General features: G+C 73.2%; 23 protein-coding genes and 1 tRNA gene. 10 read left to right on the top strand and 14 right to left on the bottom strand.

The window, feature by feature from the left end:
• Positions 1-86: 86 nt before the first annotated feature.
• The 8 genes from OG885_RS20640 to rpmG all read right to left on the bottom strand — a co-directional run bounded on the left by OG885_RS20640 (position 87) and on the right by rpmG (position 3,763).
• Positions 87-347, bottom strand: a complete 261-nt coding sequence (locus OG885_RS20640; protein WP_399952176.1) for a DUF397 domain-containing protein — start codon at positions 345-347, stop codon at positions 87-89.
• A 148-nt stretch (positions 348-495) separates the two neighbouring features.
• On the bottom strand, positions 496-960 hold the full coding sequence (locus tag OG885_RS20645; RefSeq protein ID WP_405733703.1) for an SRPBCC domain-containing protein: 465 nt from the start codon (positions 958-960) through the stop codon (positions 496-498).
• Positions 957-1,313: an ArsR/SmtB family transcription factor gene (locus OG885_RS20650; protein WP_405733706.1), complete on the bottom strand. Its 357-nt coding sequence runs from the start codon at positions 1,311-1,313 to the stop codon at positions 957-959. The genes OG885_RS20645 and OG885_RS20650 overlap by 4 nt, the downstream gene beginning before the upstream one ends.
• Before the next feature lie 25 nt (positions 1,314-1,338).
• Positions 1,339-1,710 (bottom strand): VOC family protein, encoded by a 372-nt coding sequence (locus tag OG885_RS20655; RefSeq protein WP_399952184.1) that lies wholly within the window; start codon positions 1,708-1,710, stop codon positions 1,339-1,341.
• A 65-nt stretch (positions 1,711-1,775) separates the two neighbouring features.
• Positions 1,776-2,012 carry a 30S ribosomal protein S18 gene (gene rpsR, locus OG885_RS20660; protein ID WP_405733710.1) on the bottom strand — a complete coding sequence of 79 codons (237 nt, stop codon included), beginning with the start codon at positions 2,010-2,012 and terminating at the stop codon, positions 1,776-1,778.
• A 5-nt stretch (positions 2,013-2,017) separates the two neighbouring features.
• Entirely contained in the window at positions 2,018-3,334 is a 1,317-nt protein-coding gene (locus tag OG885_RS20665; protein WP_405733713.1) for a GTP-binding protein, read from the bottom strand.
• Entirely contained in the window at positions 3,334-3,591 is a 258-nt protein-coding gene (locus tag OG885_RS20670; RefSeq protein WP_405733716.1) for a type B 50S ribosomal protein L31, read from the bottom strand. Before OG885_RS20670 ends, OG885_RS20665 begins: the two co-directional genes overlap by 1 nt.
• Before the next feature lie 7 nt (positions 3,592-3,598).
• Positions 3,599-3,763, bottom strand: coding sequence for a 50S ribosomal protein L33 (gene rpmG, locus OG885_RS20675; protein WP_037717627.1), 165 nt, complete (start codon positions 3,761-3,763; stop codon positions 3,599-3,601).
• A 63-nt stretch (positions 3,764-3,826) separates the two neighbouring features.
• Here rpmG and rpmB point away from each other — a divergent pair, with 63 nt between their 5' ends.
• The 4 genes from rpmB to OG885_RS20695 all read left to right on the top strand — a co-directional run bounded on the left by rpmB (position 3,827) and on the right by OG885_RS20695 (position 5,947).
• Positions 3,827-4,063: a 50S ribosomal protein L28 gene (gene rpmB / locus OG885_RS20680; RefSeq protein ID WP_399952196.1), complete on the top strand. Its 237-nt coding sequence runs from the start codon at positions 3,827-3,829 to the stop codon at positions 4,061-4,063.
• On the top strand, positions 4,063-4,368 hold the full coding sequence (gene rpsN / locus OG885_RS20685; RefSeq protein ID WP_405733721.1) for a 30S ribosomal protein S14: 306 nt from the start codon (positions 4,063-4,065) through the stop codon (positions 4,366-4,368). The genes rpmB and rpsN overlap by 1 nt, the downstream gene beginning before the upstream one ends.
• A 54-nt stretch (positions 4,369-4,422) precedes the next feature.
• Positions 4,423-4,920: a hypothetical protein gene (locus tag OG885_RS20690; RefSeq protein WP_405733724.1), complete on the top strand. Its 498-nt coding sequence runs from the start codon at positions 4,423-4,425 to the stop codon at positions 4,918-4,920.
• A gap of 490 nt (positions 4,921-5,410) precedes the next feature.
• Positions 5,411-5,947, top strand: coding sequence for a DUF4232 domain-containing protein (locus tag OG885_RS20695; RefSeq protein WP_405733727.1), 537 nt, complete (start codon positions 5,411-5,413; stop codon positions 5,945-5,947).
• Positions 5,948-5,953: 6 nt separating this feature from the next.
• Here OG885_RS20695 and OG885_RS20700 read toward each other — a convergent pair whose 3' ends face one another.
• Positions 5,954-7,066 carry a DUF2786 domain-containing protein gene (locus OG885_RS20700; protein WP_405733730.1) on the bottom strand — a complete coding sequence of 371 codons (1,113 nt, stop codon included), beginning with the start codon at positions 7,064-7,066 and terminating at the stop codon, positions 5,954-5,956.
• Between the two features lie 65 nt (positions 7,067-7,131).
• Between OG885_RS20700 and OG885_RS20705 the strand changes: the two genes are divergently transcribed.
• The 3 genes from OG885_RS20705 (at position 7,132) to OG885_RS20715 (ending at position 10,514) form a co-directional block, all read left to right on the top strand.
• Positions 7,132-7,758, top strand: a complete 627-nt coding sequence (locus OG885_RS20705; protein ID WP_405733733.1) for a LysE family translocator — start codon at positions 7,132-7,134, stop codon at positions 7,756-7,758.
• A 48-nt stretch (positions 7,759-7,806) separates the two neighbouring features.
• The gene (locus OG885_RS20710; protein WP_405733736.1) at positions 7,807-8,529 is read left to right on the top strand and encodes a Clp protease N-terminal domain-containing protein; all 723 of its coding nucleotides are present in this window, start codon (positions 7,807-7,809) and stop codon (positions 8,527-8,529) included.
• A 305-nt stretch (positions 8,530-8,834) separates the two neighbouring features.
• Positions 8,835-10,514 carry a bifunctional 3'-5' exonuclease/DNA polymerase gene (locus OG885_RS20715; RefSeq protein WP_405733739.1) on the top strand — a complete coding sequence of 560 codons (1,680 nt, stop codon included), beginning with the start codon at positions 8,835-8,837 and terminating at the stop codon, positions 10,512-10,514.
• 27 nt (positions 10,515-10,541) lie between these two features.
• Here the strand turns inward: OG885_RS20715 and OG885_RS20720 are convergent, their stop codons facing one another.
• The gene (locus OG885_RS20720; protein ID WP_405733742.1) at positions 10,542-13,865 is read right to left on the bottom strand and encodes a BTAD domain-containing putative transcriptional regulator; all 3,324 of its coding nucleotides are present in this window, start codon (positions 13,863-13,865) and stop codon (positions 10,542-10,544) included.
• Positions 13,866-14,193: 328 nt separating this feature from the next.
• Between OG885_RS20720 and OG885_RS20725 the strand changes: the two genes are divergently transcribed.
• The 3 genes from OG885_RS20725 to OG885_RS20735 are packed head-to-tail and all read left to right on the top strand — an operon-like array spanning position 14,194 to position 16,786.
• Positions 14,194-14,745: a SigE family RNA polymerase sigma factor gene (locus OG885_RS20725; RefSeq protein WP_405733745.1), complete on the top strand. Its 552-nt coding sequence runs from the start codon at positions 14,194-14,196 to the stop codon at positions 14,743-14,745.
• A complete protein-coding gene (locus tag OG885_RS20730) occupies positions 14,721-15,089 on the top strand; it encodes a hypothetical protein (protein ID WP_405733748.1) in 369 nt (122 codons plus the stop codon). The genes OG885_RS20725 and OG885_RS20730 overlap by 25 nt, the downstream gene beginning before the upstream one ends.
• A 38-nt stretch (positions 15,090-15,127) precedes the next feature.
• Complete coding sequence (locus tag OG885_RS20735; RefSeq protein WP_405742805.1) at positions 15,128-16,786, top strand: dolichyl-phosphate-mannose--protein mannosyltransferase; 1,659 nt, start codon at positions 15,128-15,130, stop codon at positions 16,784-16,786.
• A gap of 67 nt (positions 16,787-16,853) precedes the next feature.
• On the opposite strand, the gene OG885_RS20740 is transcribed toward OG885_RS20735, so the two are convergent.
• The 4 genes from OG885_RS20740 to tmk all read right to left on the bottom strand — a co-directional run bounded on the left by OG885_RS20740 (position 16,854) and on the right by tmk (position 23,433).
• Positions 16,854-16,930, bottom strand: a tRNA-Thr gene (locus tag OG885_RS20740).
• A 109-nt stretch (positions 16,931-17,039) separates the two neighbouring features.
• A complete protein-coding gene (locus OG885_RS20745; protein WP_405733751.1) occupies positions 17,040-18,641 on the bottom strand; it encodes an alpha/beta hydrolase in 1,602 nt (533 codons plus the stop codon).
• Between the two features lie 108 nt (positions 18,642-18,749).
• Positions 18,750-19,955: a DNA polymerase III subunit delta' gene (locus OG885_RS20750; RefSeq protein WP_405733754.1), complete on the bottom strand. Its 1,206-nt coding sequence runs from the start codon at positions 19,953-19,955 to the stop codon at positions 18,750-18,752.
• Positions 19,956-20,070: 115 nt separating this feature from the next.
• Positions 20,071-23,433 carry a dTMP kinase gene (tmk, locus tag OG885_RS20755; protein WP_405733757.1) on the bottom strand — a complete coding sequence of 1,121 codons (3,363 nt, stop codon included), beginning with the start codon at positions 23,431-23,433 and terminating at the stop codon, positions 20,071-20,073.
• Positions 23,434-23,526 lie beyond the last annotated feature (93 nt).

A 23,526-nucleotide genomic window follows, 5' to 3' on the forward strand; every position in this document is an offset into this window, starting at 1 on the left:
GCGGCGTTTTTCGGCGCCACGGATCTACGCGCGTCACCGCCCGTAGGGAGCCGGTCACCCCGGGCTGACCGGGGTCCCGCGCACGCTCACCCGGCTATCAGGTGGTCGAACTCGCCGTCCTTGACCCCGAGGAGCATCGCCTCGATCTCCGCGCGGGTGTAGACGAGCGCCGGGCCGTCCGGGAAGCGCGAGTTGCGCATGGCCACGCCGCCGTCCGGCAGCCGCGCGAACTCGACACAAGAACCCTGCGAGTTGCTGTACTGGCTCTTCTGCCAGGCCACCCCGCTCAGATCCGTGGCCGCCATGCCGTTGTACACGTCCATGCCGTTGTACACGTCGTGGTCCACAGGTCGCTCCCCGGTGGTGCGGTGGCCTTGGGGCCATTGATGCAATGGTCAACTGGTCCGGATCATAGCTCTGTTCACGTGCAGATGCATGAGCAGATGCACGTGCACGCGGGGTGTTCCCGTGGTTACAGATGTGACGTACGCGGTGCTACATCCGTTCCAGCACGTCCCCCAGAGCCCGCATCACATGCGACCTCCAGCCCCCGTCCATGATCGTCCGGGCCATCAGCTGCGCGGGGTCGTCGGGGTCGAATCCCTCGTGTACTAGAAAGAGACGCGTTCCACGCCCTTCCTGTTCCACCTTCCACGTGATGGTCCAGTCGGCGGAATTGGCAGGATCCGTGTCGGTCCAGCGGACGCTCAGCATCCGCTCCGGCTCGTAGGCGAGAACCTCCACGTCGAGGGTGCCGGAGAAGCGGGTGTTGGGCCGCGGGACCGAGCTCATCGTGTACCGGTGACCGACCTCGAGACGGAACGCCTCGGCCCCTTGCATCTGCCACTGCGCGAGCAGTTCGGGCTCGGTGAGGGCGCGCCAGACCTTGGCGGGCGGGTGCGGGAAGAACTGGTCGACGCGGATGACGGTGAGGTCGTCGCCTTCGGGTGCGGTGCTCATGGGGCGCCATCGTCGGGCATCCGGTCCAGCAGGTCGCCGAGCTCCCTCAGCCGGTCGCGCCAGAACCGCTCGTACGGGTGGAGCCAGTCCTGCACCTCGGCGAGCGGGGCCGCCTCCAGGCGGTAGATGCGCTGTCGGCCGGAGCGCTGCTCGGAGACGAGGCCGGCGTCGCGGAGCACCTTGAGGTGCTCGGAGAGGCTCGGGCGGGCCATGTCGAAATGGGCGGCGAGGGCCTGCACCGGCTGAGGGCCGCCGTCGCGGAGGAGGCGCAGCACCTCGCGGCGGGTGGCGTTGGCGAGCGCGGCGAACACCCGGTCCGCCTCGGCCTCTTCACGGACCCCCGCTGCGGTCATGCCGGCCCTCCTCCTGGTGCGCGTCCTAGTGGTGCGCTTCCGTCAGCAGCATCAGACCGTTGCCATCGGGATCCGCGAACGAGGCCATCCGGCCCCAGGGGAGCTCGTCGGGGCCCTGCACGCGGACGCCCGCGTCGGTGAGCCGTGCGCAGTCGGCGTCGACGTCGGTCGTCACCAACATGATCCCCCGCGCCTCGCCGGGCTCGAAACCGCCCATCCCCGGGCCGGAGAGCGTGAACACGGTCTGCGCCCCGGCGGGCGCCACCTGGAGCCACCGCCCCTGGGGCAGGTCGAGGTCGGCGGTGACGTCCATGCCGAGGACCTCGGTGTAGAAGCGCAGGGCGCGGTCCTGGTCGGCGACGGGGAGGGTGACGAAGGAGGCGTGTGTGATGGTCATGGGGAACACGATAGGTAGGTGATTCCCTACGCGTCAAACGTAGGGAATCACCTACCTATAGCCGTTCACCTGGCGCTGGAGTACGGCAGCAGCGCCATCTCCCGGGCATTCTTGATGGCACGGGCCAGCTGTCGCTGCTGCTGGGCGGTGACGCGGGTGACGCGGCGGCTGCGGATCTTGCCGCGGTCGGAGATGAACTTCCGCAGCAGGTCGGTGTCCTTGTAGTCGATGTACGTCACTCCGGCCGCGTCCAGCGGATTGGGCCGGTGCTTGGCAGGCTGGCGTTCGGTCTTGCGGGGCACGGGTCTCAGACCTCCAGGAGGGTGTCGAAGGCGGGCGGCAACTGCTTCCAGGCGGTGCGGCCCGCCGCGTACTCGGTGTCGGTCAACAGGCAGGACTCCAGCAGCCGTTCGAGTCCGTCGCGGTCGAGCGCGGGGGACGTGAAGACCAGGTGCTGGCAGCAGTCGCCGTGCTCGGGGTGCCAGTCCAGCGCGGCGGCGGCGCGACGCACCGGCGGGACCATGTCCCAGGCCGCGTCGGGGAGGGAGGCGAGCCAGGGCCCGGCGCTCTCCACACACAGCGCGCCCCCGGCCGCGTCCCAGTGCAGCAGGGTGTCCGGCCGGTCCGCGAGCCAGAACCGGCCCCGGCTGCGGGCGGCGGCACAGGTGATGTCCTCCAGCGCCTCGTACAACCGTTCCGGGTGGAACGGCCGGTCCCGGTGCCATACGAGCGTGGAGACGCCGTGGGCATCGGCGTCGGCGGGCAGCAGGGCGCAGGCGGGGTGCTGGGCCGCGGCGGCGGCTTCGACATCGAAGCCGGCGAGGGCGGCCTGGGCGAGGGGGTTCAGGGGCGGAAGGGGGGTACCGCCCTGCGGGCCTTCGGCCTGCCCCGAGAGGGGCCGTGCGCCGGCCGGGCCACCGGCGTCGCCCGAGAGGGGCCGTGCGCCGGCCGGGCCACCGGCGTCGCCCGAGAGGGGCCGTGCGCCGGCCGGGCCACCGGCGTCGCCCGAGAGGGGCTGCGCGCCGGCCGGGCCGCCGGCGTCGATCAGGATCCGGCGGGCCGTCGGGTGAAGCTGGGCCAGCAGTTCGTGGTCCTCGTCGTCGGCCTCCTCCGAGTCGGCCACGGCGAGGACCGGGGCGTATTCCAGTTGGCGGGCGAAGGTGTCGGCGATGGTGCGTTGGTCGGTGGCGGCCGCGGCGAGGCCGCGTTCGGCGAGGTCGTCGCCGTTGCCGAGGTAGGGCAGGACCAGTGCGGGGTCCACGGCGGTAATGACACCGGTGACCGTGAGGCCGCCGGCGGTCACCACCTCCGCCATGGCCTTGGGCTCGACGGAGTCCCACAGTTCGACCACGGCGAGCCGGGTCACCCCGTCGTCCGCGATCCGCCGCAGCTCGGGCACCAGGTCTTCCCTCAGCGCACAGCACGCGCAGTCGTTGACCAGCGGCGTCTCGGCGGCGGAGAGCAGACCGGAGGCGTCGCGCACGGTGCGGACGACCGTGCCGGCCGCGGCCGTCGCCAGGTCGTGGTGGAGCACGACACTGGCGGGCACGTCGGCAAGGAGGCGCGCGACGGCAGCCTTGCGGGCGTCGGCGTGCAGCCCGCCGACGATCACGACCGAGAGCATCAGCCCCGCTCCCCCGGCCGGCCGTACCGGCGCTCGAAGCGCTCCACGCGGCCGGCGGTGTCCAGGACGCGTGCGGTGCCGGTGTAGAAGGGGTGGCTGACGTTCGAGATCTCGACGTCCACGACCGGGTAGGTGTGGCCGTCCTCCCACTCGATGGTCTTCTCGCTCGTCATCGTCGAGCGGGTGAGGAAGGCGTGGTTCGCGGCCCGGTCACGGAAGACGACCGGTCCGTAGGGCGGGTGGATTGCGTTGCGCATGGCGGGGTCAGCGCTCCTCTCGGAAGTCGACGTGGCGGCCGGCGACCGGGTCGTACTTGCGCAGGGTCATACGGTCCGGGTCGTTGCGACGGTTTTTGCGGGTGACGTAGGTGAAGCCGGTCCCGGCGGTGGAGCGGAGTTTGACGACCGGGCGGAGTTCGTTGCGAGCCATGCCGTGTATCTTACTGAAAATGAATTCCATTTACACAACGGCTTCGAGAGAGGTGCGTCACCCATGTCCGCCCACTGCATGCTGACCGGCGCCCACCCCGGCTTCGGCAACCGCATCTCCCACTCCCACCGGCGCACTTCACGCCGCTTCGACCCCAACATCCAGTCCAAGCGCTACTGGTTGCCGAGCGAGAGCCGGTACGTGCGGCTGCGGCTGAGCGCGAAGGGGATCAAGACCGTCGACACGATCGGCGTCGAGGCGGCCGTGGCCCGCATCCGGGCCCGGGGAGTGAGGATCTGATGGCAAAGAAGAGCAAGATCGCGAAGAACGAGCGGCGGCGAGAGATCGTCGCCCGGTACGCGGAGCGGCGTGCCGAGCTGAAGGAGATCATCCGGCGGCCGTCGTCCACGGAAGCCGAACGGCAGGACGCCCGGCGGGAGTTGGGGAGGCAGCCGCGTGACGCCAGCGCCACCCGGGTGCGCAACCGCGACCAGGTGGACGGCCGGCCGCGCGGCTACTTCCGGGCCTTCGGCCTGTCCCGGGTGAGTCTGCGCGAGCAGGCGCACGCCGGGTACCTTCCGGGGGTCCGTAAGTCCTCCTGGTAGCTTGCTGCGGTCGTAGCGTCCGCCCGTAATCCGCTGATCCGCCAGGGAGCTTCCATGACATCGGCTTCGGTGAACTTCTCGCGCACCGCGACTGCCGCGGCCATGGCCCTCGCGGGTGTCCTCGCGCTCGGCGCGTGCAGTTCGGACGACGGCTCGGACTCCGACGACTCGACGCCGAGCGCGAGCGCCTCCACCGACGGTTCGGCCTCCTCGTCCGGCTCCCCCTCCGCCTCCGCCTCCGATGACCTCGCGGGCAGCTGGCTCACCACGGCCAAGGGCAAGGCCGTCGTCCTGATGGTCAACGGCACCGAGGCCGGGCTGTTCGCGACCGGCGGGACGGTGTGCAGCGGGACCGCGGGCGAGGAGTCCGGGATGCAGATGATCCACCTCAAGTGCACGGACGGCAGCAAGGACCGGGCGACCGGGATGGTCGACTCCGTCGACAAGACCACCCTCAAGGTGACGTGGGAGGGCGGCCTCGGCGCGGAGACGTACACCAAGGCCGAGGGCGGCCAGCTGCCGTCGGGACTGCCGACGGCCGGCCTCGGCTGAACCGGGCCGGGGGTCGGCGGGGCGGACCGGGGGTCGGCGCGGGCGAGCAGAGGGTCGGCGCGGGCGAGCTGAGGATCGGCGCGGGCGAGCAGAGGATCGGCGCGGACGGACCGAGGATCGGCGCGGGCGAGCAGAGGATCGGCGCGGACGGACCGAGGATCGGCGCGGGTAAGCAGAGGATCGGCGCGGACGGACCGAGGATCGGCGCGGGCGAGCAGAGGATCGGCGCGGACGGACCGAGGATCGGCGCGGGTAAGCAGAGGATCGGCGCGGACGGACCGAGGATCGGCGCGGGTAAGCAGAAGATCGGCGCGGACGGACCGAGGATCGGCCGGGGCGAGCAGAGGATCAGCGCGGACGGACCGGCCGAGGGTCGGCGCGGACGAGCAGAGGATCAGCGGGGGTGGGCAACCGTTCTCCGGGCTCGTGCGTGATGATCCATGCACGAGCCTCAGCGGCGTCACGCCGCCCGGAGCATCCAAGGACCCCCATGCGCGCCCTCCCCTTCGCCGCCGGCGCCCTCGCCGCGGCCTTCCTGCTGACCGCCTGTTCCGACGACGACAGCGGCGGGGCCACCGACACCGGCGCCTCCGCCAAGGCCGGCGGCGCCTGCGTGATCGGCGAGATGGGCGTGCGGGTCGGCCCCGCCAACGCCGCCCCGGCCGCCGGCGACACCGGCAACGTGCCCGTGACGCTCACCAACAAGAGCGGCGCCAAGTGCACGCTGGACGGCCTGCCCGGGGTCGACCTCATCGCCGGCGGCACCACGGTGAGCGTGGAGTCCGACCCCGCCGCCACGGCCGGGAAGACGTCCCTCGCCGACGGCGCCGCGATCGCCTTCACCCTCACCTATGTCCGGGGCGAGAAGGGCGGCGACCAGAGCCTTGCCGTGACGAGCGCGGACTTCACCCTGCCGGGGTCCACCAAGACGTACGCCTTCAAGTGGTCGTACGGCGATGTCGCGTTGAAGAAGGACGGCCAGACGCCGGACGCCACGGTGTCCGGGTTCCAGGAGTCCAGCGAGTGACCCGGCTCAGCGCAGGGGCTTGCGGGACTTGACCTGCGCCCGGTCGGCCGCCTCGGCGCCCTCCACCCAGCCCGCCTCGTCGCTGACGCCGCGCAGGCGGGTGGTGGTGGTCCGCGGGAACATGCGGTCCAGGCGGTCGGTGACGGCGACCTCGCGGGTGGCGAGGACCGGGAGCAGGTCGTCGCCGACCTGGGTCTCGGCGGCGGCGCGCAGCCGGTCGCCGACGCGGTGGGCGTAGGCCGCGAGGAAGGACTGCCGGAAGGTCTTGGTGCGCTTGCGGCCACCGGCCCGCTGGGCGGCCTCCGCCTTCGCCATCGCGGTCGTGGCCTGCACCAGGAGCGAGGTGTAGAGCAGCTCGACGGCGTCGAGGTCGGGGCCGAAGCCGACCACCGTGGAGAAGGCGAACGACTCGTTCCAGACCGCCCGGCAGTGGTTCGCCGTCGCCACCGCGTCCAGCAGCACCGCCTTGGCCTGCTCGTACGGCGGCTCGACCCCGATCCGGCAGGCGCCCGGGGCATCGTGCGTGGGCGCCTGCGCGTCCAGCACCGCCTCGTCGACGCTGTGCCGGGCCATCAGCTCCTGCGCCTTGGCGGTGAGCGCCTCCGCCTCGTCCGGGTAGCCCGTCGCCTCCGCCTTGGCGAGCAGCGCGCGGATCCGGGTGAGCATCCGGGGCTCGGCGGAGGAGTGCCGGGTGACGGGTTCGTCCACGGGTTCGAGAGCGGGCAGCCGCAGCAGCAGGCGGTACAGCTCAAGGACCGTGGTCGCGTGCGAGAAGCGGTCGGTGCGGGGCGCGGGCTCGGCGGGCAGTTCGGCCAGCTGAGCCGCCCACCGGGGGCCGCGCGACCGGTCGTCGGGCGCCTGCGCGCGGATCAGCGCCGCCGCCAGGCGTACGTGTACGTCGTCCAGCTCGCGCCGCACCATCCGTACGACGTCGGCCGGCTGCCAGCCACGGCGCCAGGCCGCCGCGAGGAACTCCCGCCCCCGGCGTTCGAGTTCGGGGTCGGCGTTCGCGTCCGCGGCGAGGAGGGAGGCGGCCGTGTCGAGGGCGGAGTCGGCGTCCGAGTAGAGGGCGGCCTCGAAAGCGCGGTCGACGGCGTCTGGGGCACTGCTGCTGGTCACGGGCCGATCGTCTCACTCTCCGAAAATCGGGTGCCGCCGCCCGGGGTGGCTTCGAGCATGGCCGCATGGTGGACATGTCTCTCTACGCGGCCTTTCTCGTGGCCGCCTTCGCGCTCTGTGTGACCCCGGGTCCCGACATGATGTTCATCGTGGCGATGGGCGGCCGGGGCGGCCCCGCGGCGGGGGTGATGGCGGCGTTCGGGGTGGCCTGCGCGATGTTCGTGCACACGGTCGCCGCGGCGCTCGGCCTGTCGGCGCTGTTCCTGGCGCTGCCGACGCTGTACCACGTGCTGCGCTGGGCGGGCGCGGCCTATCTGCTGTATCTCGCGGTGAAGGCGTTCCGGGACCGTTCGCCGATGGGTGAGGGGACGGCGGCGGGCCCCGGGATGCGGCGGGCGTTCTGGCAGGGCGCGGTCACCAACCTCCTCAATCCCAAGGTGATTCTCTTCAACGTGGCGTTCCTGCCCCAGTTCGTGGCGCCCGAGAAGGGACAGGTGTGGGAGCAGTTCCTGGTTCTCGGGCTCTCGATCACGGTGATGGGCTTCGCGGTGGACGGTTCGATCGGACTGCTCTCCGGGAAGCTGTCGGCGCTGCTGCGGCGGAGCCGGCGGGTGGCACGGGGACTCAACATCTTCAGCGGGACGGTGTTCACGGGGCTCGCGGTGCGGCTGGCCGTCTCGGCGCCCAAGTAGCGTCAACTTCGGGTTGACACCTCCAGGCTGTCAACCTACGGTTGACACATGACGACGAACCCCAACATCACGTCATCCGTACGCCTCGACGACCTCATCGCGGCCATCAAGAAGGTCCACGCGGAGCCCCTCGAACAGCTTGAGGACGCGGTGATCGCCGCCGATCACCTCGGTGACGTGGCCGACCATCTGATCGGCCACTTCGTGGACCAGGCCCGCCGCTCGGGGGCCTCCTGGACGGACATCGGCAAGAGCATGGGGGTGACCCGGCAGGCGGCGCAGAAGCGGTTCGTGCCGAAGGAGGGCGGGGACCTCGGAGCGAGCCAGGACTTCAGCCGCTACACGCCACGGGCCCGCAACGTGGTGATGGCCTCCCACAACGAGGCCGTCGCCGCCCGCAACGCCGAGGGCCGGCCGGAGCACCTGGTCCTCGGCCTGCTGGCGGAACCGGAGGCGCTGGCCGCGAAGGCGATCGTCGCGCAGGACGTCCTGCTCGACACCGTCCGCCAGGCCGCGACCGCCGCGCTCCCGCCGGCCGTCGAGGACGCCCCGGAGCTGGTGCCCTACGGCTCCGACGCCAAGAAGGTCCTCGAACTCACCTTCCGCGAGGCCCTGCGCCTAGGCCACAACTACGTCGGCACCGAGCACATGCTGCTGGCCCTCCTGGAGTTCGAGAACGGCCAGGGCCTCCTTTCCGCCCTGGGCATCACCAAGCAGGCGACGGAGGCGAACATCGCGGCGGCGCTGTCGCAGGTGACGGGAGAGGGCTGAGGGCTGAGGGCTGAGGCTTGCGGTGGGGTGGCGGGGCCGCGCCTGAGCCGGGGGCTCCGTTGCCGGGTCGCCTGTGGAGTGCCCGCCGAAGGCCGTCGGCGGGGTGGGTGGACCGCGGTCGCCGGGCCTCGTGGGGCGGCGGAACCCGCCGCCGGGCGGACCTCGCGCTCCGTCGGGCCCTGCCCAGGCCGGATCCTGCGGGCGAACACGGCGAGCGTGGGGGCGCCGCGGCGAGCGGGGGGCGGCGACGCGCGCGTGGGCCGCGGCCAGGGCCGTTGTCAGACCCTCCTGCGAGACTCGCCTGCATGACCGATCGCTGGGCGCTCGCTCCGGCCGAGGGCGGTGGTGTGGAGCTCGCCGCCCTCGGTGGGGACGGGCTGCCCGTGGGGCCGGTGGTGCGGGAGGCGGATCTCGCGGCGGCCGTGCGGGGGCGGCCGGAGGTCACGCGGTGGGTGTGGCGGTCCACCGCCGAGGTGTATCCGCGGCTGCTCGCCGCGGGGGTGCGCGTGGAGCGGTGCTACGACATCGAGGACGCGGAGACGCTGCTCCTCGGCCACGCAGGGAGATACGGCGAGCCCCGATCGGCCGCCGCCGCGCTCGCCCGGCTGCGCGGCGGCCCCGTACCGCCCGATCCGCCGCTGCGCTCCGCCGAACCCGGCTCCCAGTCCTCCCTCTTCGAGCCCCAGGCCGTCCACCTCCCCCTGACCGGCCTCCTGGAGGTCTACGCCGACCAGTTGCGCCGCCAGGACGCCACCGCCCACCCGGACAGGATGCGGCTGCTGATCACCGCCGAGTCGGCCGGAATGCTGGTGGCCGCCGAGATGAACCGCGCGGGGCTGCCGTGGAGCGCCGACGTGCACCGGGCGGTGCTGCACGAACTGCTCGGTGAGCGATACGCGGGTGGCGGTGAGCCACGGCGGCTCGCCGAGCTGGCCGACGAGGTGTCCGCCGCCTTCGGGCGCCGGGTCCGGCCCGATCTGCCCGCCGACGTGGTCAAGGCCTTCGCACAGGCCGGGATCAAGGTCACCTCGACCCGACGCTGGGAGCTGGAGACCGTCGATCATCCGGCCGTGAAGCCCTTGATCGAGTACAAGAAGCTGTACCGGATCTGGGTCGCCCACGGCTGGTCCTGGCTCCAGGACTGGGTGCGGGAAGGGCGGTTCCGGCCGGAGTTCCTGTGCCACGGGACCGTCACCGGCCGCTGGGTCACCAACGGCGGCGGCGCCCTGCAGATCCCCAAGGTGATACGCCGTGCCGTCGTCGCCGACCCCGGCTGGCGACTGGTCGTCGCCGACGCCGACCAGATGGAACCGCGCGTCCTGGCCGCCATCTCACGCGACCCCGGGCTGATGGAGGTGGCCGGCCGCGACACCGACCTCTACCAGTCCGTCTCCGACCGCGCCTTCTCCGGCGACCGCGACCAGGCGAAGCTCGCCGTGCTGGGCGCGGTCTACGGCCAGACCTCCGGGGACGGCCTCAAGAACCTCGCCGCGCTCAGACGCCGCTTCCCCAAAGCGGTGGCGTACGTCGACGAGGCGGCCCGCGCGGGCGAGGAGGGACGGCTCGTACGGACCCACCTCGGCCGCACCTGCCCACCCGTGGCCGGCTCGGGCGACGACGCCGCCGAAGAGGCCGGCATCCCGCAGGACGGACCCGCGGACCAGGGGCGGGTGCCGGGCCACGCGTCCGGCACCGCCCGCGCCCGCGGCCGGTTCGCCCGAAACTTCGTCGTCCAGGGCAGCGCCGCCGACTGGACCCTGCTGCTGCTCGCGGCACTGCGGCGGACCTGCGCGGACCTGGCGGCCGAGCTGGTCTTCTTCCAGCACGACGAGGTGATCGTGCACTGCCCGGAGGAGGAGGCCGAGCAGATCGTCGCCGCCATCCGGGACGCGGCGGCACTGGCCGCCCGGCTGACGTTCGGTCAGACGCCGGTACGGTTCCCGTTCACGACGTCGGTGGTGGAGTGCTACGCGGACGCCAAGTAGCCCAACCGCCCCAGCCGCCCGGCGCGGTCAGCCGTCGAGCAGTTCCCTGAGCTCGGCCAGGACTTCCTTCTTGTCCGTGCCGTCCAGCGCGGCCAGTGCGACGCGCCACTGCTCGCGCGCCTCCTCGGTCCGCCCCAGCTCCCGCAGCAGCAGCCCGTACTGATGACGGGCCAGCCCGCTCGTGTAACCGTCGGCCCGGGCGTCCGCCCGGCGCAGCAGCTCGGCGTACTCGCTCTCGGCCCGCCCACCGCGACCCAGCAGCCGCAGGGCGCGCAGCAGCCCGAGCCGGGACTGGGACTCCCCGTGCCAGTCGCTGTGACCGCCGAGCATGCCGAGGCTCTCCTCGAAGTGCGGTACGGCCGCCTCCGGTTCGCCCAGGGTGAGGTAGGCGTAGCCGATGTTGCAGTGCGCGGAGTGGGCCACGATGACGTTGCCGATGTCGCTCGCGATCGCGAGGGAGCGCCGGTGGTGCTCGATGGCGGCCCGGGGGTCGGTGTGCTCGTACAGGTTGCCGAGATGGCCGTACGCCACCGCGTCGCCCCAGGGGTCGTCCAGCTGCGGCGAGAGCTCCAGGCAGGCGAGGAGCGCCTGCTCGGACTCGGCGTAGCGGCCGAGGCTCTCCAGCAGCAGGCCCTTGTTGCCGAGGCAGCGCCGGACCCGGGAGACCACGCCGAGTCGCTGCCAGAGCCTGAGGGCCTGGTCGTTGGTGTCGAGCGAGTCGCCGTGCCGGCCGGCCAGGAAGTGCATGCCGGCCAGGTCGCTCAGCGCGTACGCCTCGGCGACCTCGTCGCCCAGACGCCGGGCCAGCTGGAGCGCCACCTGCCCCAGCACCTCCATCTCGGCGACGCGACCACCGCGTTGGAGACAGGGGAAGAGCAGCCGCAGCAGGGCGGAGACATGGGCGGCGGTGCGCAGGTCGGAGGCGTCGGCGTACCGCTCGGCGAGCGCGACGATGTTGTCCAGTTCCGCGGTGCTCCAGGCGAAGGCCTCCTCCGCCGAGGCGAAGGGCGGTACGGACAACACGTGCGCGGTGTGCTCGGGCGGCTGCGTCGGGGTCGGGCGTCGGCGGTCCCCCTGGTCGAAGCCGGGTACGACGGTCGCGGTGAGGACGCGTTCGGCGACGGCCGTGTACCAGCGCACGCCGGTGCGGGCGACATCCACGGCCTGGCCGCTCTCGGCGAGTTCCCGGGCGAAGTCGCGGACCAGGTCGTGCGGGGCGTAGCGGCCGTACGCCGTCTCCTCCAGCAGGGCCACGTCGACGAGCCGGTCGAGCGCCTCCTCCGCGCGGTCCGTGTCGGTGCCGAGGAGCCGGGCGATGAGCGGGGCGCCGTAGGTGGGCAGATGCAGCGCGCCCAGGCGGCGCAGCGCGAGGGCGGCGTCGCGGTCGGAGCGGCGGCCCGAGGCGGCGAGCGCGTCGTGGGCGACGGCCAGCGAACGGCGTACGGACAGGTCGTCGTACTCCAGCCGCTGCAACCTGCTTTCCGTGGCGGCCAGTTGGTCGGCGAGCACGTCCGGGGTGAGGGCGCGTCGGGCGGCCAGCCGGGCGGCGACGATCCGCAGCGCGAGCGGGAGGCGGCCGGTGAGCTCTACGAGGGGGTGGGTGGCGTCGATGCGGTCGCCGTCGTCACCGTCATGCGGGTCGGGGGCGCGGCCCGAGGCGGCTCGCAGCAGGGCCGCGCTCTCCTCCGCCGAGAGCGGTTCGAGCGGGAAGCGGCGGGCGCCGTCGAGGGCGGCCAGCGGGGAGCGGCTGGTGACGATCACCGCGCAACCGGGGCCGGCCGGCAGCAACTGCCGTATCTGCGCGGCGCTCTCGGCGTCGTCCAGCACCATCAGCGTGCGGGTGGGCGCGAGCATCGAGCGCAGCAACGCGGCTGCCGCGTCCGGGTGTTCGGGGATGGACCGGGGGTCGGCACCGAGGTCACGGAGCAGCGCGGTGAGGGCCTGGGCCGAGGTGAGGGGGGTCATGCCGGGGGTCGCGCCGTGCAGGTTGACGTACAACTGCCCGTCCGGGAAACGGTCCCGCAGGTCGTGCGCCAGATGAAGGGCGAGTGCGCTCTTGCCGACACCGGCCATGCCGCTGATGACCGCGACGGGGGTGGGGTGGCCGGCTGAGGCGGTGGAGAGGGTGTGGCGCAGGTCGCGGAGAGGGGTGACGCGGCCGGTGAAGTGGGGTGGGGGTGGGGGGAGTTGGGCGGGACGGGGTGGTGGGGCGGGGGGCGGTGCGGGGGCAGGGGTGGGCTCGGTGGCGTTCGCTGCGGCGGGAGCCGGAGTGAGGCCCGCCTCGTCCGGCGGTGTGCCTACGGCTTCGGCGGACGGGTCGGTGGGCACGGCCGACGGACCGGTGGGTACGGCCGACGGACCGGTGGGTACGGCCGACGGACCGGTGGGTACGGCCGACGGGGCGCCGTTCCCGTTCGCCGGGCCCCCGACATTCGCACGCGCCCCCGTGGCAGCGCCTCCCCTTGCCCCCGCGACACCTGCACCTGCACCTGCACCGGAACCAGCACCGGCATCGGCCGCCCTCGCGCCCGCCCCCACGTCCGCCGACAGCCCCGGGCCCTCCGGCGCCCCCCGAAGCACCTCGGCATGCGCCTCCCGCACCCCCGCCCCCGGCTCCACGCCGAGTTCCTCGATGAGGCGGACGCGCAGGTCGCGGTGGACGGCGAGGGCCTCGGCCTGGCGGCCGGTGCGGTGCAGGGCCAGCATCAGCTGGCGGTGGAAGGTCTCGCGCAGCGGGTGTTCGGCGGCGAGGGCGGTCAACTCCGGTACGACGGCCTCCCGTCGGGCCCCGCCGACGGCGAGCTCGGCGTCGTACCGCCACTCCTGGAGCAGCAGCCGGGCCTCCCCCAGCCGTTGCACGAAGGCGTAGCCGCCGAGTTCGGTGGGCAGGCCGTCGAGCGGGGTGCCGCGCCACAGGGCCAGCGCCGCGGTGCAGGCGCGTGCCGTGCGCTCCCAGTCCCGGCCCGCGTGGGCGGCCCGGGCCTCGACGGTCAGGGACTCGAAGACATGGACGTCCAGTTCGCCCTGCTCGACGCGCAGGAGATAGCCGGGGGGCACGGCGCGCAGCCGGTCGGGGTCGTCGAGCAGCCGGCGCAGCCGGGTGACGTGGTTGTGCAGCGAGGCCTGTGCGGAGGCGGGCGGCGCCTCGCCCCACAGGGCGTCCTTGAGCGCGTCGACGGAGACGGTACGGCCGGCTTCCAGCAGCAGGGCGGCGAGCAGGACGCGCACTTTGGGGCTGCTCACCACATGGGCGACGGGGCTGTCGGCCCCGTCGGTGTCGTACAGGACCGGCGGACCCAGGAGTCCGAAGCGCAGCTCGCACCGCTTCACACCGACCCACTGCCTTCCCATGCGCTGTACCTGGCGAAATCACGCCGTTGGCCACATGTTAGCGATCCGTTGGTGACGCCTGATGTGATCACTTCATCGGATCTGGCCCGAGGGTGCGCGCGTCGCACGCGTTACTCGGGGGAGTGTCGCCGTCGCGGCCGGATCCGGGGATGTGACAGGACCCCGGTCGTCGGAGGTGAACGACCGGGGTCCTCGTCCGTTTTCCGGGGCCTCTGCCCCCGCCCGGCCGGGCCCCCGACCCTCGCCGATGTGACCCACGCCACACCCCACGAGTGCATAGCGGGGCCGGGCCGACGTCCTTATTAAAGGGTGTGAGGGAGGGGCGACGTTGACGAGGCAGGCGCGGTCCGAGGCGTTCGACCGGTTCGTGGCGGACCGGTGGCCGACGCTGCTGCACCTGTCCCGGCTGCTCACCGCCGGGGACCGGCACCGGGCCGAGGATCTGTTGCAGGAGGCGCTGGTCAAGCTGTGGTTCGCATGGCCGAGGGTGGCCGACCAGGCGCCGGAGGCGTACGTCCGCAAGATCCTGGTCCGCGCCGCGGCGCGCTCGGCCCGGCGCCGCTGGTGGGGCGAGCAGCCCATGGACCGGCTCGACCGGCTGCCCGAGCCGCCCGAACCGGCGGACGAGACCGCCGCCGTGGACGAACGGACCCGCCTGGAGGCCCTGTTGGCGCAGCTTCCGGCCCGCCAGCGGGCCGCGGTGGTGCTGCGCTACTACCAGGACCTGCCCGAGGGGCAGGTGGCGGAGGTGCTGGGCTGCCCGGTGGGCACCGCACGCTCGCTCACGGCACGGGGAGTCGGACGGTTGCGGCGGCTGATGACGGAGACGGGCGAAGGACGGGTGGAGAAGGAGCCATGGACCACTTCGAGCAGGAGCTAGCGCGCATGCTGCGTGACAGCTACGACCTCGGCTGTGACCACGGCCGAGGCGAGTCGTCGTACGGGGAACGGCACCGCCGACGCCTGTACGCCGGTGTCCGCGCCCGGCAGCGGGTCCGGCGGGCCTGGATGGCCACCGGTTCGGCGCTGACGATCGCCGCACTCGGCGCCGTACTGATGACCCTGCCGAACTCGTTCGCCCAGGACAGCCCCACCACCCCCCGGCCGCGCCCGGCCACCTCCGCCCCGCTGCTGCCGGCACCGGCGACGGCTCTTCCCGCCTCCACCACCGAGGGCGAGCCGCTGCCGTACGGCGTCGTCACGACCGCGAAGCCGACCACGTGATCGACGAGACCACGACGTCAGCAGGTGTGGCGGCACCCGTGGCGGCACAGCCGGCGTCGCGGCCGGGCCACCCACGGTCGACGGCTTGGGAACAGCGCCTGCGCCGCTTCGGCCATCTCCCCCGCCCGCGCACGCCGTCCCTGCGCGACCGTCTGGTCGCCCCCTTCCCCCGGCCCCTCACCCGCTGGTCGGGCTGGGCCGGGCCGCTGCTGGTGGCGGCCCTGGCCGGAGTGCTGCGTTTCTGGCGCCTGGGCAGCCCGCACACGCTGGTCTTCGACGAGACGTACTACGCCAAGGACGCCTGGTCGCTGCTGCGCCTCGGGTACGAGGGCACCTGGCCGGACCGCAAGATCGCCGACCCGCAGGTGCTGGCCGACCCGCAGGTGATCCCGCTCTCCGACCCGGGGGTGTTCGTCGCGCATCCGCCCGCCGGCAAGTGGGTGATCGCCGTCGGCGAGTGGCTGTTCGGCCTCGACCCGTTCGGCTGGCGCTTCATGACGGCGGTGCTCGGCACGCTGTCGGTGCTGATGCTGTGCCGCATAGGCCGCCGTCTGTTCCGTTCGACGGCCCTCGGCTGTCTGGCCGGCGCGCTGATGGCGGTGGACGGCCTGCACTACGTGATGAGCCGCACCGCGCTGCTCGACCTGGTCGTCATGTTCTTCGCGCTGGCGGCGTTCGGCTGTCTGCTGATCGACCGGGACCGGGCACGGGCCCGGCTGGCCTCGGCCCTGCCGCCTCCCGAGCCGGACGGCCGCACCCGCCCCCACGCCCCCACCGCCGCCCGCGCGGGCACCGGACCACGCCCCTGGCGCCTGGCGGCGGGCGTCTGCCTGGGCCTGGCGTCCTCGGCGAAGTGGAACGGCCTGTACTTCCTGGCCTTCTTCGTCGCCCTGACCCTGCTCTGGGACGTGGCCGCCCGTCGAACAGCCGGGGCCCACCACCCCTACCGGGCCGTCCTGCGCAAGGACCTCGGCTGGTCGCTGCTCTCCCTGATCCCGGTGGCCGCCCTGACCTATCTGGCCACCTGGACCGGCTGGTTCCGCTCCTCCGACGGCTACGACCGGCACTGGGCGGACGGCCGCGGCGGCCCCTGGTCCTGGATCCCGGCCCCGCTGCGCAGCCTGTGGCACTACGAGTACGGGGTCTACCAGTTCAACGTGGGCCTGGACTCCTTCCACAAGTACGAGTCGAATCCCTGGAGTTGGCTGGTCCTGGGCCGCCCGGTCCTCTTCCACTACGAGTCCCCGAAACCCGGCACCAACGGCTGCCACACGACGACCGACTGCTCCCAGGCGATCCTCGCCCTGGGCACCCCGCTCCTGTGGTGGACGGCCTGCGCCGCGCTCCTCTACCTGCTCTACCGCTGGGCCCTGCGCCGCGACTGGCGAGCGGGCGCGATCCTCTGCGCGGTGGCCGCCGGATACCTCCCCTGGTTCCTCTACCAGGACCGCACGATCTTCGCCTTCTACGCCGTCGTCCTCGTCCCCTACCTCTGCCTGGCCGTGACGATGACGCTGGCCGCCCTCCTCGGCCCCCCGGGCGCCACAGAGAGCCGCCGCACCCGAGGCGCGATCACCGCGGGCGTCCTCGTCCTCCTCATCGCCTGGAACTTCATCTACTTCTTCCCGATCTACACCGGCCAGACGATCCCGTACGCGGACTGGCATGCGCGGATGTGGCTGGACACGTGGATCTGATCCGACCGACCAGGAGACGAACACGCAAAAAAAGCCCAGCTCAGAGTCGATCTGAGCTGGGCTTCGATGGAGCCGCCTTCGGGATTCGAACCCGAGACCTACGCATTACGAGTGCGTTGCTCTGGCCATCTGAGCTAAGGCGGCGCGCCGTCCGCACCATGGTGCGGTCAGCAACGTCGGTAAGTCTACACAGTTTCGAAGGGTGCTCCGCACCAGCCCCGGAGGGGGTCGTTCCGGGGCTGGGAGGGGTGCGCTAGGAGCAGCGCTTGCCCTGCGTCGGGGGCGTCCCGTGGAGCAGGTAGGCGTCGATGGCGGAGTCGATGCAGGTGCTGCCGCGGCCGTAGGCGGTGTGGCCGTCGCCCTCGTAGGTGAGGAGGCGGGAGGAGGTCAGCTGGGCGGCCAGGGCTCGGGCCCAGCGGTACGGGGTCGCCGGGTCGCGGGTGGTGCCGACGACGACGATCGGGGCGGCGCCGCGCGCGGTGATGCGGTGCGGCTCACCCGTGGCCTGCACCGGCCAGTACGCACAGTTCAGCGAGGCCCAGGCCAGGCCCTCGCCGAAGACCGGGGACGCCTTCTCGAACTCGGGCAGCGCCTCACGCACCTCGTCCGGCGTGGAGAACGCGGCGGGCAGGTCGAGGCAGTTCACGGCCGCGTTGGCGAACATCAGGTTCGAGTAGCGGGCGTCAGCGTCCCGCTCGTAGTAGCTGTCGGAGAGGAACAGCAGGCCCGCGCCGTCGTCGTCCTCCATCGCCGAGGTCAGCGCCTCCCGCAACTGCGCCCAGGCGCCCTCGTCGTACATCGCCGCGATCACCCCGGTCGTGGCGAGCGCCTCGCCCAGCTTGCGGCCGTCCGCGTCACCGGTGGGGATCGGGCGCGCGTCGAGCTTGCGGAAGAAGGCCTTCAGCCGGGTCCCGACCTGGTCCGCCCGCTTGCCCAGCGGGCAGTCCGGCTGCTGCACACAGTCCCGCGCGAACGACTGGAACGCCGTCTCGAACCCCGCCGTCTGGTCCAGGTTCATCCGCCGGGCCGGCAGGGACGGGTCCATCGCGCCGTCCAGGACCAGCCGGCCGACCCGGTCAGGGAAGAGGCCCGCGTACGTCGCCCCGAGGAACGTCCCGTACGACGCCCCGACGTACGTCAGCTTCGCGTCGCCCAGCGCGGCCCGCAGGATGTCCATGTCCCGGGCCGCCTCGGCGGTGGACACATGGCGCAGCAGCTCCGGCGACCGCGCCCCGCACCCCTCCGCGAACTTCTTGTACGCGTCGACGAGTTCGTCGGTCTCCTCCACGTCGTCGGGTGTCGTGTCGGTCTGCGTGTACGCGTCCATGTCCCGCCCGTCGAGACACTCCACGGGCTCGCTGCGGGCGACGCCGCGCGGGTCGACCGCCACCATGTCGTACCGGGCACGGACCTCGGCGGGGTAGCCGATCCCGGCGTACGCCTGGAGGTAGCCGACCGCCGAGCCGCCCGGCCCGCCCGGGTTCACCAGCAGTGAGCCGAGCGCCTTGCCGGAGCCGGTGGCCTTCTTGCGGGCGACCGCGAGGCGGACGTCACCGGCGTCCGGCTTGTCGTAGTCGAGCGGCGCCCTCATCGTCGCGCACTGGAAGCCGGGGACACCGCAGCTGCGCCAGCTCAGCTTCTGTTCGTAGTACGACGTGAGCGCGGCCGGCGTGGCCTTCGGCAGCGCGGCCAGCGCCGCCTCCGCGGCCGAGCTCGGAGAGCCCGTCGCACTCCCCGAGGAGCAGGCGGAGACGAGCAGCGCGGCGACGGCGAGCACGGCACCGCCGGTAAGGGAACGCCGGGGGCGGGGCGGGGCGGTCGGGGCTGCGGGGCGAGGACTGCGCCTGAGGTACATCACGCGAGCGTAACTCTGTGCAGTGGCACGAATGCCCTGCGTACACAATCCGGCTCGTACGAGTTACCTGGTCAACCTCCAGTTGATCGTGGGGGGTGCCTCGGTCGGTCAGCCCGCTCGCAGTGCCATCGTCATCGCCTCCACCGCGAGCAGCGGCGCCACGTTGCGGTCGAGGGCGTCGCGGCAGGCGGCGATCGCCTCGATACGGCGGAGCGTGGCCTCCGGGGAGCTGCCGCGGGCGAGCCGCTCCAGGGCATCCTCCGCGTCCGCGTTGGCGATGGCGACCCGGGAGCCGAGCTGGAGGGCGAGGACGTCGCGGTAGAAGCCGGTGAGGTCGGTCAGCGCGACGTCCAGGCTGTCGCGCTGCGTCCGGGTTCTGCGCCGCTTCTGCTTGTCCTCCAGGTCCTTCATCACGCCCGCCGTGCCCCGCGGCAGCCGCCCGCCCTGGACCGCGCCCAGCGCCGCCTTGAGCTCCTCGGTCTCCTTGCCGTCCATCTCCTCGGCGAGCAGCTTGGCGTCCTCGGCGGCGGCGTCGACGAGTTCCTGCGCGGCCTTGAGGCAGCCGCCCACGTCGTCCACGCGCAGGGGCAGCTTCAGGACGGCGGCCCTGCGCTCGCGAGCGGCCGGGTCGGTGGCGAGCCTGCGGGCCCGGTCGACATGCCCCTGCGTGGCCCGGGCGACGGCCGCCGCCACGTCGGGCTCGATGCCCTCACGTCGTACGAGAAGGTCGGCGACCGCGTCCACGGAGGGCGTCCGCAGGTTGAGGTGTCGGCAGCGGGAGCGGATGGTGGGCAGGACGTCCTCGATGGAGGGGGCGCAGAGGAGCCAGACCGTACGGGGGGCGGGCTCCTCGACCGCCTTCAGCACGGCGTTGGCCGACTTCTCGTTCAGCCGCTCGGCGTCCTCGACGAGGATCACCTGCCAGCGTCCGTTGGCCGGTGACGTGAAGGACTTCCGGACGGTGTCGCGCATGTCGTCGGCGAGGATCTGCGCGCCGACGGCCGCGACGGTGGTGACGTCGGCATGCGTGCCGACGAGGGCCGTATGGCATCCGTCGCAGAACCCGCACCCGGGGACCCCGCCGAGGGCCCGGTCCGGGCTCACGCACTGCAGCGCCGCCGCGAAGGCCCGCGCGGTCTGCGTCCGCCCGGCTCCCGGCGGGCCGGTGAACAGCCACGCGTGCGTCATCTTCGACGCGGTGGGCGGCGGCGCGTCGGAAGCGGCGGCGGTGACGAACGCGTCGGCGTCCCGAGCGGCAGCGGTCAGCTGCTCACTCACCTTCTCCTGTCCGACGAGGTCGTCCCAGACGGTCATGGGTCACGCCGCCCTTTCGTCACGGTGGGGGGTACGAGCCGGACGTGCTGGCCCGTAGTACGGCATCCATTGTGCGGGGCGGCACTGACAACGCCGCCCCGCGACCGCCGCGGCGTCAGCCCCGACGCCCCCGGCCACGCCGCCCCCGCCCGTCACCGAACTCGTCGCCGTCCCGGTCGCGCGGGCCCAGCAACTCGTCCGCCAGCGACGGCAGATCGTCCAGCGGTGTCTCCTCGGCCCAGTCCGACCTGGCCCGCTTGCGGGGCGCGCCGGTCTCGTCGAGCTGAGGCATCTCCCGCGTACGGTCCTCGGCCCCGTCGGGCCGCGCCTGCTCCTCCCGGAAGAACCCCGGCGGCACCCGGTCGACCGGGGTCTCCCCCGGCACCGGCGGCAACACGGCCGTCTCGTCGGCGGCCCCCGGCACGACGGGAGGCAGCACCGCGGTCTCGTCCGCCGCACCCGGCACGACAGGAGGCAGCACCGCCGTCTCATCAGCCGCACCCGGCACCACCGGCGGCAGCACCGCCGTCTCGTCGGCCGCCGAAGCCGGAGGCTTGGGCAGCTCGGCGGTCACCTCGTTGTCAGAGCCCCGCCCCCCAGAGCCCCGCCCCTCGGAGCCACGGCCGTCAGAGCCACGGCCCTCAGAGCCACGGCCGTCAGAGCCACGGCCCTCAGAGCCACGGCCCTCAGCAGCATGCCCCTCAGAACCGCGCCCCTCGCCGGCGTCCGCCCCGTCGGAGATCTTCCGCAGTACCGCCGTCTCCTCCACCGGCCCGCCCGACGCGTTCGTCGGCGTCACCACCGGCGTGGGCACGGTCGCCGCCTCCGGCGCCACCACGGGCGGCGACGGCTTCTTCGGGCCCGCCTCGGCCGCGGCCGAGGCCTGCTCGGCGAGCCGGCGCGCCTCCTCGGCCCGCAGCAACGCCTCCTCGGCCTTGCGCTGCTTCTCCACGCGCCGCGCCTCGGCCTCGGCGTGCAGCCGCGCCTCTTCCTCGGCCTGCTTGCGCCGCCGCTCCTCGTCGGCCTTGCGGCGGGCTTCCTCCTCGGCGCGGGCCTTCTCCTCGGCGAGCAGTCGCGCCCGCTCCTCCTCGGCCCGCTTCCGCGCTTCCTCGGCCCGCAGCCGGGCCTCCTCGGCCTGCCGTTCGGCCTCGCGCCGCTGCGCCTCCTCCAGCTCGCGCCGCTTGCGCTCCTCCTCCTCGGCGCGCAGCCGCTCCAGCTGCTCCTGGCGCTCGCGCTCCAGACGCTCTTCCTCGGCCTTGCGCGCGGCCTCCTCCTCGGCCTTGCGGCGCGCTTCCTCCTCGGCCTTGCGCCGGGCCTCCTCCTGCTCCCGGATCTCCTGCTCGGAGAGCGGCAGCAGTTGGTCGAGCCGGTGCCGTACGACGGTGGTGACGGCCTCGGGCTCCTGGCCCGCGTCCACCACGAGGTACCGGCCGGGGTCGGCCGCGGCGAGCGTCAGGAACCCGGAGCGCACGCGCGCGTGGAACTCCGCCGGCTCCGACTCCAGCCGGTCGGGCGCCTCGGTGAACCGCTCCCGGGCGATCTCCGGGGAGACGTCCAGGAGCACCGTCAGATGCGGAACCAGTCCGTCCGTGGCCCAGCGGTTGATGCGGGCGATCTCGGTCGGGGACAGGTCACGGCCCGCCCCCTGGTAGGCCACCGACGAGTCGATGTACCGGTCGGAGATGACGACCGCGCCACGCTCCAGTGCGGGCCGGACGACCGTGTCCACGTGCTCCGCGCGGTCCGCCGCGTACAGCAGCGCCTCCGCGCGGTGCGAGAGTCCGGCCGACGACACGTCCAGCAGGATCGACCGCAGCCGCTTGCCGACCGGCGTCGCGCCCGGCTCGCGCGTGACCACGACCTCGTGGCCCTTGGCCCTTATCCACTCGGCGAGCGCCTCGGCCTGGGTGGACTTCCCGGCGCCGTCGCCGCCCTCCAGGGCGATGAAGAAGCCGGTCGCCGTCGGCGCGGTCACCGGGTCGTCGCCGCCGAGCAGCGCGTCCCGCAGATCGTGCCGCAGCGGCACTCCGGAACGGTCGTCGACCTTGGCGAGCACCAGCGCGGCCACCGGCAGCAGCAGCGCGCCGACCAGCATCATCGTGAAGGCGGCCCCGCCGTGCGCGAACACGAACTTGCCGCTTTCCAGACGATGCGGCCCGATCAGCGCGGCCACCAACGGGGCGATGACCGCGCCGAGCGCCACGAAGACCCGTACGACCGCGTGCAGATGCTCGGTGGTGCGCGGGCGGCGGTAGTCCTCGGTCTCCTGGTCGAGCAGCGCATGCCCGGTGTTGGCGGCCACGCCCGCGCCGACGCCGGCCAGGGCGACGATGAGCACGACGGTGGTGACATCCGGGACGAGACCCGCGGCCAGCAGGGCGACGCCGGTGAAGGCGATCGCCAGCGCGAGCAGACGGCGGCGCGAGAGGGAGACCAGCACCTTGGGCGCCGTACGGATACCGACGACGACCCCGCCTGTCAGCGCGAGCACCAGCAGGCCGTACGTCACCGGCCCGCCGCCCAGGTCCTTGGCGTGCAGCACGGAGACCGCGACGGCCGCGGAGACCGCGCCCGCGACGGCGGCGGAGGCGAGGACCAGCAGCGGCAGCACACCGGTGCGGCCCTTGTCGACGCCGGTGCCCGTCTTGGGGCGGCGCAGGCCCTCCAGCGGCGAACGCGCGCGCGGGGTGCGCGTGTCGGGCAGCTCCAGGAAGGTCAGCACGGACAGCGACGCGGCGAACAGACCCGCCGCGACATACGAGGCGAGGGCCGCCTGGTGCTGGTCGAACCAGTCGATCCCGGCGCCCAGAAGGTTGTTGACGAGCGCGGCGGTGACGAGCGCGGCGGCGGCCAGCGGGATCGCCACGAAGCCCGTACGCAGCGACAGGCGGCGCAGCGCGTCCAGGTGGTCCGGCAGCGGGCGTACCGTCGCGCCCTCCGGCGGCGGGGCCGGGAGCAGGGCGGGCGCCGCGCTCTCGCGGCACACGCTCCAGAAGCGCTCGGCGACTCCGGTGACGAAGGCCGTCACCAGGAGCATCGGCAGCGCGTTCTGGGGCGTCCAGTCGATCCACAGGGGCGCGACGATCAGCAGCGCCGCGCGCACCCCGTCCGCGCCGACCATGGTCCAGCGGCGGTCGAGCGGCCCCTCCTGCGAGGTGAGGGACGTCAGCGGGCCGAGGAGGACCGCGCCGAAGAGCAGCGTGGCCAGGATGCGCACCCCGAAGACGGTCGCCACTGCGAACGACACTCCTCGGTAATCACCCCCGAAGGACCCCTCGACGATCGCCGCCTGGAGGGCGAGGATCACCACCACCAGAAGGGCCAGGGCGTCGCCGACTCCGCCCACCAACTGCGCGCTCCACAGCCGCTTCAGCTGTGGTTGGCGCAGCAGGGCGCGGACGGCGCGCTCGCGGGAGTCCGCGGCAAGGGCGTCGTCGGGGGCCGGGTGGTGGGCCGTTGGCTGCTCGGCTCGCGTCATGCTTTCAGCCTATCGGGCAGCACCGACAGTCCGTGGCGCCCGTCCGAACGTGCGCACGCCCCGACACCAAAGTGATGCCGGGGCGTTCGTTTT

The sequence above is a fragment of the Streptomyces sp. NBC_00028 genome (genome assembly GCF_045041065.1).
Classification (GTDB): Bacteria; Actinomycetota; Actinomycetes; order Streptomycetales; family Streptomycetaceae; genus Streptomyces.